The sequence below is a fragment of the Sphingomonas sp. 67-41 genome, from assembly GCF_001899725.1.
GTDB lineage: Bacteria > Pseudomonadota > Alphaproteobacteria > Sphingomonadales > Sphingomonadaceae > Sphingomonas > Sphingomonas leidyi.
Genome location: NZ_MKWJ01000008.1, coordinates 199,547 through 210,331 on the forward strand (window position 1 = coordinate 199,547; position 10,785 = coordinate 210,331).

Sequence of the window (10,785 nt, forward strand, 5' to 3'; positions counted from 1 at the left end):
GGGAGCCGTCGCATTCGCGACGAGCCCGGGCGACCGGGCCACCGGCCCCTCCCCGAATGCCGACCCGTCCTAGAGCTTGAGCACGGCCTCGACGGTGGCCTGGTAATTGGGGCCCACCTGCAGCACCGCATCGTCCGACAGCACGACCCGCAATGCCCCCTTGCCCGGACGCTCGACGCCCACCACCGCGCCGATCCGCACGATATGCGAGCGATGGATGCGCAGCATCAGCGCGGGATCGAGCCGCTGCTCGATATCGTTCATGCGCGCGCGCAATATGTGACTCTTGAGCGGCGTGTTGAGCAGCACATAGTCGCGCGCGGCTTCGATCCAGTCGATCATCGAGACCGGGACGAGCACCGCGCCCTGGCGGCCCGGCACCCATATGCCCTGGTCATAGGGCGATTCCACCGCCGGGGCAGGCGCGGCACGTGCATCGTTGCGAAGCGCCGCCAGCGTTGCGCCGAGCTCGGCCACCTGCCCCTCGGCATCGCGCAGCGCGCGTCGGCGCCGCGCGCGCTCGACGCCGAGGCGCAGGCGATCGAACGCCACGGGCTTCAGCAAATAGTCCGCCGCTTCCACTTCAAAGGCATCGGTGGCGAAGCGATCGAACGCCGTGACGAAGATGATCTCCGGCCGGTGTCCTTCGGGGCGCAGCGCGCGTGCGATCTCCATGCCGCTGCGGCCGGGCATCTGGATATCGAGGATGATCAGATCGGGTTCCAGCGCGCGGATCTTCTCCACGGCTTCCACGCCGTCGCTCGCGGTGCCGGCCACTTCGACATCCTCGATCGCGTTGAAGCCCACCTTCAGCCGGTCCAGCGCCAAAGGCTCGTCGTCGACCAACAGCACCCGCATCATTCCGCAGCCTCCGCTCTGTGCGCCCGGTGCAGCGGCAGCGTCATCAACGCCACGAAACCGCGCTCGCGCGCCGTGGCGACCAGGCCGCCCTCGATGCCGTAAAAGGCCTCGAGCCGCCGGCGCACATTGACCAGCCCCAGCCCGGTGCCGCCTCTGGGAGCGCCGCCAAACGCCTGCCCCCCATCATCCTCCACGCACAGGCGCAGCATGTCCTCTTCCGAAGCGGTGGCGCGCACAACGATCCGGACGGCGCGGCGCGAAGGCGCCACCGCATATTTCACGGCGTTCTCGATCAGCGGCTGGAGGATGAAGCTGGGCACCAGCGCGTCCAGCAGCTCGGCGGGGCAGACGAACTCGGCATCGAGCCGATCCCGGAAGCGTACCGCTTCGATGTCCAGATAGGATTGGAGCATCGCGAACTCCTCGTCGAGCGTGACTTCGCGTTGCGGATCGGCCTCGAGACTGGCGCGCAGGAAATCGGACAGCTTGCCGATCATCCCCTCGGCCTCGTCGTTGCGGCGCGTGACGATCAGCGACGAAACCGCATTCAAGGTGTTGAACAGGAAATGGGGATTGAGCTGGAAGCGCAAGGCGGCAAGCTGCGCTTCCTGTGCCGCATTCTGCGCCGCGGCCAGCTGACGCTCGCGTTCCTGCGCGACCATGCTGCTGAACACCAGCCCCAGCCCCGCGGCATACAGGCCATAGACCAGAACGAACGGCATCAGGCCGAAGACGAATTGCCGCCAGAGCGGCACGACCCTGAGCCCGATGGCGGCACGCGCATCGTTGATGAAGATCGCGTCCAGCCAGCCATGCGCCAGGGCAAGCGCCAGGGTGAAGGTCGCGACGGCAAGGATCGGCGGCCGGGAATCCCAGCGCTCGACCCGCAGCAATACCGCAGCGATCGAACCGGAGAAGACGAGGCCTACGACGAAGGTCTTTGCAAGTAGCAATATCAGGCCGGGCGACATGGGATCGCCCATGGCCAGTCCCGGCATCGTCCACAGTACAATTGCCACGGACCAGAGGGCCAACGCCAGAAGCGTGGCCGCGCGTACTTCGCGCTTGCGCAGCAGACCCGTCATATCCTTCAGCCCCATCCGCGCTTCATATCACGATGCAGGAAGGCGGGCGTCCGGTTTTGTCGACGTCATGTCCTGATTGGTCGCAAAGCCTTCCCGCGTCCGGGTCCGCACTCGATGCCGGCAACGGCCGTGATCGAATATGGGCCCTAGCCGGCGCAGCGCGTCAGCTTCGTCGCTTCCTCGTTGTTGTTCATCGCCGCGCCCTGCTTGATCTCGTAGAGCTGCGGCCAGCGCTTGCCGGCGACGAAGATGCGCTTGGTCGCGCTATCATAGGCAATGCCGTTGGGCACATCGTCCACATCGCGGTTCCGGGGGCCGAGCGCGCTTATGTCGAGGAAGCTGTTCACATGGCCGCTGGCCGGATCGATGCGCGCGATCAGGTTGGTCTGCCAGATATTCGCCCAGATCTCGCCATCGACCCATTCGAGTTCGTTGAGCTTCTCGACGGGGCAGCCATTGGCAGTCACCTTCAGCGTCGATACCGGCTGCATCGTCTTGGGATCGAGGAAACGCAGCACCGGCGTGCCGTCCGACAGGATGATGTTCTTGCCGTTCTGCGTCATCCCCCAGCCCTCGCCAGTGTAGCTGAAGGTGTCGCCGAGCGAGAAGTCCTTGAGGTTATAGGTGAAGCCGGTCTTGTCCTGCCAGGTGACCTGGTAGAGCTTGTCGCCGAACGCGATGATGCCCTCGCCGAAATAGGGCGCGGGCAGTTCGACCTGCTGGAGCACCTTGCCGCTCGCGGGGTCGACCTTCCGGACATAGGAGCTGCCTATTTCGCCGGTGCCTTCGTAAAGCGCGCCGTCGTGGAAGAAGAGCCCCTCGGTAAAGGCGGTCGGATCGTGCGGATGCGTCGCGGCGACCGTCACGGCATAGACCGGAATCCCGCTCGAGCGCAGGAGGAAGAACCAGGCGCCGGCCGCGATCACGGCCAGAGCGACGATTGCGAGGAGGATGCGCTTCATCGGACGGGAGAAAGCAGTGCGGGCGCGCGGCTGTCAACGACGAACCCGCCAATCGCGCGGATCCTGCCCGCCGCGTGCGATCGCAACCCTGTGTAGCCAGATGGGAATGCGCCCCGCCGAATGCAGCCCATCAACGCGCCATCAGCTATCCTTGCGCCGATCGAAACAGATCGGCGAGCCAATCGATGAAGACGCGGACGCGTGGCGACAGATGTCGACTTTGGGGATATAGGACAGACACTTCCATCGGCGGCGGCGAAAAGGCCTCCAACACCGGGACAAGTTGCCCTGCGGCGATCTGAGGCTCGACGCGATAGCGTGGAACCTGGATCAGTCCCAGGCCCGCAACCCCCGATGCGGTATAGATCTCGGCGCCTCGAACAACGACGTCATAGGGAAGCGGGACATCCCGCTGGGCACCGTCCGCCGCGAATTCCAATGGGTAGGGCTGTCCCGTCGCCGACGCCGTATAGGCGACCATCCTGTGACCGGCGAGGTCATCTGGCGAGGCCGGCGCCCCGAAGCGCTCAAGATAGGCCGGGCTTGCAAGGGTCACTTGTTCAAGCATGGCGACCCGTCGTCCAATCAGGGACGAGTCCGACAGGTTGCCTGCGCGCAGAACACAATCGACGCCCTCGGTGATCAGGTCGACCATGCGATCGGCTTCGCTCAGGTTCAACGAGATGCCCGGGTAGCGGGCGATGAATTCCGGAAGCGCCGGCAGGACGAAGAAGCGGGCAAGCGTGCCCTGCATGTCCACGCGCAGCGGCCCGCGCGGCTCGGCGTTGCGAAAGACGCTCTCGACTTCGTCGAGGTCGGCCAGGAGCCGGATGCAGCGCTCGTAATAGAGTGTGCCGTCAAGCGTGGGCCTGACGGTTCGCGTGGTTCTCTCCAGAAGCCGCACCTCCAGATCCGCTTCGAGATGCTGGATGGCATGAGTCGCCGTCGGGCGTGGGATTTTCAGGTCCCTTGCCGCTTGAGCAAAGCTTCCACGCTCCACGATCCTGACGAACAGGCGCATGGCACTGATGCGATCCATGCAATTTGGATAGCAGATTGTTATTCAGTTCGAAACAGTGATGTTCGAATGCGCAGTCTACTGTCAAAATACGAAACAGATATCTTCTTCCCCAGGCGCAAGGACGGGAGGAAGTCTCAATGTCGAGCGAATCAGACCCGGATAGCGCGGTCGCGGCCAATGGTGACGTGCGTCTTCTCATCCCGGCACTGACGCCGTTCTACGAGCGCGCCCGGCCGCTGGCCTATGCCGCGCTTCGAGCTGCCTTTGGTCTGACCATCGTCACACACGGCGTCCCGAAGCTTCTCGGGATGTCGCACGGTTCGATGGCCGACCCGATGGCGGGATCGATCAACCTCATGACGAATGTGCTGAACCTCCCGTTCGCGCCGCAGCTGGCCATGTTCGTCGCGCTGCTCGAAACGTTCGGCGGCCTTGCGGTGGCGGCGGGCCTGGGCACTCGGCTCTTCGCGCCGATGCTGGCCGTGCAGATGATCTTCATCAGCGTGGCGCTCGGGCCGACCTATCCCTGGATCGACCGTGGCATCGAATATCCGCTGATCCTGGGCTTCATCGCACTGCTGATCTCCCTCCACGGCGGCGGCGCCTGGTCGGTCGATCGACGCATCGGCCGCGAACTTTGATGCCCACAGGATCCTCAAGCGGTCGGCAACGAACGCGGTCGAACGGCCGAGACCCTTTCCCATTCCATCCCCCGGCAGGCGGCAATTTCTCAGGAGGTCTTGAATGAATCAGGTAAGTAGCAAAGTCGCGATCGTCACCGGCGCCTCGCGCGGCATCGGCGCCGCCATCGCGCGGAGACTCGCGAGCGACGGCTTCCGCGTCATCGTGAACTATGCCGGCAACGCCAACACCGCCGCCGAGCTGGTCGATGAGATCGAGGCGGCCGGTGGCCAGGCGATCTCCGCCCAAGCCGATGTCAGCGACCCGCTGGCGGTGAAGCGGATGTTCGACGCGGCCGAAGAGACTTATGGCGGCATCGACGTGCTGGTGAACAATGCCGGCATCATGAAGCTGGCGAGCCTCGCCGAAAGCGACGACGCGCTGTTCGACAGCCAGGTGGCGATCAACCTGAAGGGCAGCTTCAACACGTTGCGCGAAGCGGCGAAGCGGATGCGCGACGGCGGACGGATCATCAACCTGTCGTCCAGCGTCGTCGGCCTGCGCCCCCTCAACTATGCGGTCTATACCGCGACCAAGGCAGGCGTCGAGGCGATGACCCACATCCTCACCAAGGAGCTGCGCGGTCGCAACATCACGGTCAACGCCGTCGCTCCCGGGCCGACGGCCACGGCGCTGTTCCTCGACGGCAAGCGCCAGGAGGTCATCGACGAACTGACCAGGCTCGCACCGCTCGAGCGGCTCGGCCAGCCCGAGGATATCGCAAGCGCGATCGCCTTCCTTGCCGGCCCGGACGGTGCCTGGATCAACGGCCAGGTCCTGCGCGCCAATGGCGGGATCATTTAGCGATCCGTTTCGAGAGCCCCCAGCCCCCAAGGGGTCTCCCGACTGGCCGGGCCGCCCGGCCCGCCCGGGTGAGGCGGCCCGGCCAAAACTCTTCCTCAATTTCAAGGAGTGGGTTCATGACCAAGATCATTCTCGTTACCGGTTCATCGAGCGGCTTCGGCCGGTTGACCGCCGAAGCCCTGGGCCGTGCCGGCCACACCATCTACGCCTCGATGCGCGACGTCGCCGGCCGCAATGCCAAGAACGCCGCCGAGCTGTCGGCCATTGCCGGCAGCGACATCCGCCCAATCGAGCTGGACGTGCAGTCCGAACCGTCGGTCAACACTGCAGTCGAGAAGATCATCGCCGAGAGCGGCCGGATCGACGTGATCGTCCACAATGCCGGCCATATGATGTTCGGCCCGGCCGAGGCCTTCACGCCGGAGCAGTTTGCCCAGCAATATGACGTCAACGTGCTCGGCACCCAGCGCGTCAACCGGGCGGCGCTGCCGCATATGCGCGCTCGCCGCGAAGGCCTGTTGGTCTGGGTGTCCAGCTCCAGCTCGGCCGGCGGCACGCCGCCTTATCTGTCGCCCTATTTCGCGGCCAAGGCGGCGATGGACTCGCTCGCGGTCCTCTATGCCCGTGAGCTTGCGCGCTGGGGCATCGAGACGACGATCGTCGTGCCCGGCGCCTTCACCAGGGGCACCAACCACTTCGCCCATTCCGGCCGTCCGGCGGATGAAGCGCGCGTCGGTGAATATGAGGCCGGTCCCTATGCCGGGTTCGGCGAAGAGGTTCAGAAGGCCTTCGCAGAGATCGTGCCCGACGACGCCGATCCGGCGCCGGTCGCCGACATGATCGTGGACGTGGTCAACACGCCGTTCGGCGAGCGCCCGTTCCGGATCCACTTCGACCCGACCGAGGACGGCGCCAACATCGGCTTCGCCGTCCTCGACCGCCTGCGCGCCGAGATGCTCCACCGCGTCGGCCTGTCCGACCTGTTGAAGCCGGCAAGGAAGGCCTGAGCCATACGGTCGATCGCGGACGGCCGACCGTCCGCGATCGACGCGCCGCCGCTCCCTGGCCCCCAAAAAAGGAGAACGCTATGTCTGCACACGCACCTTCACGTCAGGCCTATGTGGCGACGACGCTCGTCGCCGCGGTAACTGCCGCGCTCGCGGCAGCCGGAAGCTTGGCGCTCTCGCTGCATATCTGGGCCATGTTCATCGGCTGGATCGCGTTCTTCACGCGCATCCAGAACAACCGGACCGCCCTTGAAAACCTGGCCTGTGTCGGCCTCGGACTGATCATCGGCGCACTCACGGCGCTTGCCATTCCGTACCTGGCCGGCCTTGTCGGGCGCGGTCTCGCGCTTCCGGCCGCCGTGTTCGTCGTCGGGCTGGTGGTCGTCGCGCTGCGAGGCCTGCCGGTGCTGAACAACCTGCTCGGATACTTCCTCGGCCTCGTCGCCTGGTTCGCGGCGCATCTCGAACCGTCGTTCGAGGCCCTGGCCCAATTGTTCGGCGCCAGCGCCATCGGCTCGCTTGCCGGCTGGGCCTCGCACCGCCTGCCGGCCCGCCTCCTGCAGCGGGCATGACCGGCATGGGCGGCGCCAGGCTTCCCGGCGAGCGGCGCTCAGGCGCCCGTCGCCTGCCGCCCATCGTCATCCTCGGCAGCCTGCCCCTCCTGGCTGCGGTCTGGGCGTGTGCCGGGGATAGGTTGCGCGCTGCAGCTATCGGACCTGCAGCGCTATACCGACCGCAAACCGTCGAGCCGGCGACGGTCCATGACCGGGCATCGCCTGGGAAGAAACTCATGGGCTGAGCCTGGTGCTGCATCCGTCTACTTCCCATGGAAATCGCCGAAGCGCCGCGATGCCGCCTTCCACCCGCTAGCGGAAACCCGTGCGGCGGATAATCAATTCACGGTCAGAGTTCCGATATGCTCGCTCCACGCGTAACTTGGCGTGAACTTGGGCCCGTAAATGCCCAGGTTGATCCAGTATTTCCCGGGCTTGGCGGGCGTCCACTGGAAATCGATCCGACGGTCTTCTCCGGCCGCGAAGTCCTGGCCGCTCTTGATCTGCTTGTACACCGCCTTGTTCTCGGAATCCCAGATTTCCAGCTCAAGGACAGACTTCGGAGCGGCTTTCCCAGCGCGCAGCGTGAATCCGATCGTCACCGGCGATCCGCTTGCTACGCTGGAGGTCGGCAGGTTCACGCCGGTATTGAAAGTCGGCGCGACCAACGCGGGGACATAGAAGCCGGCAACCTTGAGCGCCAGAGATTCAACCGGCGCCTGGCCCGAATTGGTCAGGATTATGATCGTTAGCTTGTCGTCCTCGAAACGCTCCCAGGTCGAGCGGAAGCCCGGATATTGTCCGTCGTGATGGATTCGCGCGTGGCCGAGATAAGTCTCGACATACCAGCCCAGCCCGTATTGCCCGGTTCGGCCATTCGGAAGCATTGGCAGCGTGCGCGTCTGCTCCCAGAACGCAGGCGACCGCGACCGCTGCTCATCTAGAAAGATATCCCACCGCGCCAAATCGCGCACGCTGGAGAGGAAGGCGGCGCTGGGTCGCGACGCGATCCAGTTCTCGGCATTGACCAGTCGTCCATCTACTTGATCGTATCCGGCAGCCCGGTCCGGCACGATCGCGGCCGTCAATGGGCGGGTAACCTGCAACCCGGCAGGCTTGAACACGCGCGCCGCCACAAAGCCTTCCCACGGCGCTCCTGTAGCGTTCTCGATGATTTGAGCGAGGATGTAATACCCAACGTTGGAATAGAGGAATTTCTCTCCGGGTTGGAAGGAAAGCGGCAGTGTGTAGGCCGAGGCGATGACAGCCATCGGCTTCTGTTCCTGATAGGGACGATAGTCGTTCGGATCGCGCGGAATACCGGAGGTGTGCGTCAGTACCTGCCGGATCGTGATATCCTTCCAGCTGTCCGGCGTCCCCGTCAGGTGTTGGCTGATCCTGTCATCCAGGCCGATCTTTCTGTCAGCCGCGAGATCCAGAATGGCGGAAGCAATGAACGGTTTGCTTAGCGACGCGATCTTGTAGATCGAGTCGGGCGTGGCCGGAGTGCGGGTCTCTAGATTGGCCGATCCGTATCCCGCGATCTTTACAATCTTCCGGTCCCTGATGACGACGATGGATAGGCCTGGGATACCCATCTTCCGCATTTCGGACCGGATGTAGTCATCCACCGGCGCCGCGCGGGCTGGAAGCGTGGCAATGCCCAAAGCAAGGACTAGCGCCCAGACGGACTTGCGAAATGTTCTCCACGAACGGGTCATCCGGTTTCTCCCTTTTTGTGGCAAAGCTACGCCGTGCCGCAAAGCGCGGTCTCAACTGCGGGTCTTGAAAGAGCTAAAGAAGGTCGTGCGCGGCGTCCCTCGCCGACTTTTCCGAAGCCAATCGGGCGGACCTTTCCGCCGCTTTGATATTGAGCATTGCCTCCCGGTCGGCCGTTGACCGCGCGAACTTCGCATCGAGGGCAATCCGTCTCTGCACCGCCTTTTGCCTCAGCCAATCCTCACGCTCGATGCGCTCGGTCATCAGTCGTGCGTCCCTGCTCGCCCTGTCGCGATCAACGTCTTGCGGATTGGAGCCGGTCGCGGGAGGCGACTCGCCCGATGCCGCATCGACCGCGGCCGCCCCCGTTTCGACCGGCCGGATACCTTCTGGCAGGACGTGCCCGGCACGGAACGACACCGGCGGAGGCGCGGACGCGCTGCTCGACGGAGCGGGGAGCGCCGGCGGCAGATCGGATTGCGGAGCCGCCATTGCCGGCGATGCGGAACCTTGCGGGCGCACCGCCGACAGCGGGAATTCAACGACACCGGGACGGACGAGGGCCAGCATCAAGGCGGCAGCAGAACCCAGGGCGGCGATTCCGGCGATGTCGATCGCCGCTGCATCCGTGCGCGACTGGGTCGGCGACAGCAGGGTGGTTACGCGCACTTCCAGCCAGGACGGCGACGCCATCGCCAGCGCGGCGAACGGCGCCCGTCCCCGATATTCGGCCGTCAGCGCCAGCAGTTCGGCGGCATAGAGCGACGGCCTCATGCCCCCGGCCAGAACGCGATTGTCAGCGGCGATCTCCGCGGCGCGACACATCGCCCGTCTGGCCCACCACACGAACGGGTTCGGCCAGTAGACAGCGCAAGCGAGGAGCGCCAATCCGTTGCTCAGATTGTCGCGCCGGCCCACATGCGCCCATTCGTGGCCCAAGACCGCCTCCAGTCTTGCCTGCGGCCAGGAGGGGGCGTCCAGCGGCAGCAGGATTACCGGCTTCAACCAGCCGAAGGTCAGCGGGACAGTGGGGGCAAGTCGCACCGTGCAGTCCAGACCGGCCTCGAACGGCACACCGCTCCGGCGCAAGCGATGCAGCCCGTACAGACCCGCGGCCAATCGGAGCAAATTCCAGCAAAGCCCCGCCGCCCAGACCGCGGCGAGCGCAATCACGATGTGAGAGTTGCTTAAGAGGGGTGCCGGTGCCGCATCCACCATCCCTATCGCGATCGGCTGCGAGTAGCCAATCGCCGCGTCCGGTTCGCGATGCAGCATGACTTGCGACGGCACCAGCAACGCCAGCAACGGCAGCAACAGCAACGCGCCGAATACCGCCAGCCAGATCAGGTGGCGCAGGGCGGCGCGCTCACGTTGCAGGAAGCATAACTGCCATGCGAGAAGCGGCAGGATCAGCGATGCCGCTAGCGCTTCCACCGCAAACAGCGAGGCGTTGAGAAGCGCGAGCGACATCACCGCCCATCCTTACGGGCTCGGGCGATCATCTCCGCCAGCCGATCCAGCTCCTCCGCCGGCACCTCCTCGCGGTCCAGCATCCCGGCGATCATCAGCTCGACCGAGTTGTCGTAGAAGGTCGACAATAAGGTTTCGACCGCGCGCGCGCCCATGTGCTCGCGCGCCACGGCAGGCTCGTATACATAGCGCGAGCCGTCGACGCGGTGGTGCACATGGCCCTTCCCTTCCAGAATGGTCAGGAGGGTGCGAACGGTGGTGTAGCTAGGCGGATCGGCGAGCTGTTCCTGGACTTGCGCGGCGGTCGCCTGACCGACCCGGTAGAGCACATTGATTATTTCGCGCTCACGGCGGCTCAAGCCGTCCATACCCCCTTTGCGCGCGACCCTGGATGCCCGATCTGACATGCTAAAAATTTAACACCGCCTCGTCGCATGTCAACAGGGGTTGTTACGGCTACCTGCAAATCGCGGCTGTACCGATCGTGACAGCAAGGCAGGCGCTTGATCGATTGCGGACGCGCTGCCTTGCTGGGTCGCGGAGGTTGGGCAAAGAAAAGCCCCGCCAAGTCGTTGGACTTGCGGGGTTTGTGTGTGCGGTTGGTTGCGGGAGTAGGATTTG

General features: G+C 64.8%; 11 protein-coding genes. 4 read left to right on the plus strand and 7 right to left on the minus strand.

The genetic code is table 11. The features are described from left to right. Nucleotides 1-69 precede the first annotated feature (69 nt). The 4 genes from BGP17_RS04890 to BGP17_RS04905 all read right to left on the minus strand — a co-directional run bounded on the left by BGP17_RS04890 (nucleotide 70) and on the right by BGP17_RS04905 (nucleotide 3,947). A complete protein-coding gene (locus BGP17_RS04890) occupies nucleotides 70-858 on the minus strand; it encodes a LytR/AlgR family response regulator transcription factor (protein ID WP_167301590.1) in 789 nt (262 codons plus the stop codon). Beyond that, the gene (locus BGP17_RS04895; protein WP_286711193.1) at nucleotides 858-1,961 is read right to left on the minus strand and encodes a sensor histidine kinase; all 1,104 of its coding nucleotides are present in this window, start codon (nucleotides 1,959-1,961) and stop codon (nucleotides 858-860) included. Before BGP17_RS04895 ends, BGP17_RS04890 begins: the two co-directional genes overlap by 1 nt. 131 nt (nucleotides 1,962-2,092) lie before the next feature. Continuing rightward, nucleotides 2,093-2,908 carry a glutaminyl-peptide cyclotransferase gene (locus tag BGP17_RS04900; RefSeq protein WP_167301592.1) on the minus strand — a complete coding sequence of 272 codons (816 nt, stop codon included), beginning with the start codon at nucleotides 2,906-2,908 and terminating at the stop codon, nucleotides 2,093-2,095. A gap of 145 nt (nucleotides 2,909-3,053) precedes the next feature. After that, nucleotides 3,054-3,947: a LysR family transcriptional regulator gene (locus BGP17_RS04905; RefSeq protein ID WP_286711194.1), complete on the minus strand. Its 894-nt coding sequence runs from the start codon at nucleotides 3,945-3,947 to the stop codon at nucleotides 3,054-3,056. Between the two features lie 119 nt (nucleotides 3,948-4,066). Here BGP17_RS04905 and BGP17_RS04910 point away from each other — a divergent pair, with 119 nt between their 5' ends. The 4 genes from BGP17_RS04910 to BGP17_RS04925 all read left to right on the plus strand — a co-directional run bounded on the left by BGP17_RS04910 (nucleotide 4,067) and on the right by BGP17_RS04925 (nucleotide 6,993). Continuing rightward, the gene (locus BGP17_RS04910) at nucleotides 4,067-4,570 is read left to right on the plus strand and encodes a DoxX family protein (protein WP_286711195.1); all 504 of its coding nucleotides are present in this window, start codon (nucleotides 4,067-4,069) and stop codon (nucleotides 4,568-4,570) included. A 103-nt stretch (nucleotides 4,571-4,673) separates the two neighbouring features. Next, the gene (locus BGP17_RS04915; protein ID WP_286711196.1) at nucleotides 4,674-5,414 is read left to right on the plus strand and encodes an SDR family oxidoreductase; all 741 of its coding nucleotides are present in this window, start codon (nucleotides 4,674-4,676) and stop codon (nucleotides 5,412-5,414) included. A 116-nt stretch (nucleotides 5,415-5,530) separates the two neighbouring features. Further along, nucleotides 5,531-6,421 carry an SDR family oxidoreductase gene (locus BGP17_RS04920; RefSeq protein WP_167301596.1) on the plus strand — a complete coding sequence of 297 codons (891 nt, stop codon included), beginning with the start codon at nucleotides 5,531-5,533 and terminating at the stop codon, nucleotides 6,419-6,421. Nucleotides 6,422-6,501: 80 nt separating this feature from the next. After that, complete coding sequence (locus BGP17_RS04925) at nucleotides 6,502-6,993, plus strand: DUF1097 domain-containing protein (protein WP_286711197.1); 492 nt, start codon at nucleotides 6,502-6,504, stop codon at nucleotides 6,991-6,993. A 320-nt stretch (nucleotides 6,994-7,313) separates the two neighbouring features. Here the strand turns inward: BGP17_RS04925 and BGP17_RS04930 are convergent, their stop codons facing one another. The 3 genes from BGP17_RS04930 to BGP17_RS04940 form a co-directional block, all read right to left on the minus strand. Beyond that, a complete protein-coding gene (locus tag BGP17_RS04930; RefSeq protein WP_286711198.1) occupies nucleotides 7,314-8,696 on the minus strand; it encodes a serine hydrolase in 1,383 nt (460 codons plus the stop codon). Nucleotides 8,697-8,769: 73 nt separating this feature from the next. Beyond that, nucleotides 8,770-10,164, minus strand: a complete 1,395-nt coding sequence (locus tag BGP17_RS04935; protein ID WP_286711199.1) for a M56 family metallopeptidase — start codon at nucleotides 10,162-10,164, stop codon at nucleotides 8,770-8,772. Continuing rightward, a complete protein-coding gene (locus BGP17_RS04940; RefSeq protein WP_167301600.1) occupies nucleotides 10,164-10,532 on the minus strand; it encodes a BlaI/MecI/CopY family transcriptional regulator in 369 nt (122 codons plus the stop codon). Before BGP17_RS04940 ends, BGP17_RS04935 begins: the two co-directional genes overlap by 1 nt. Between the last annotated feature and the right edge of the window lie 253 nt (nucleotides 10,533-10,785).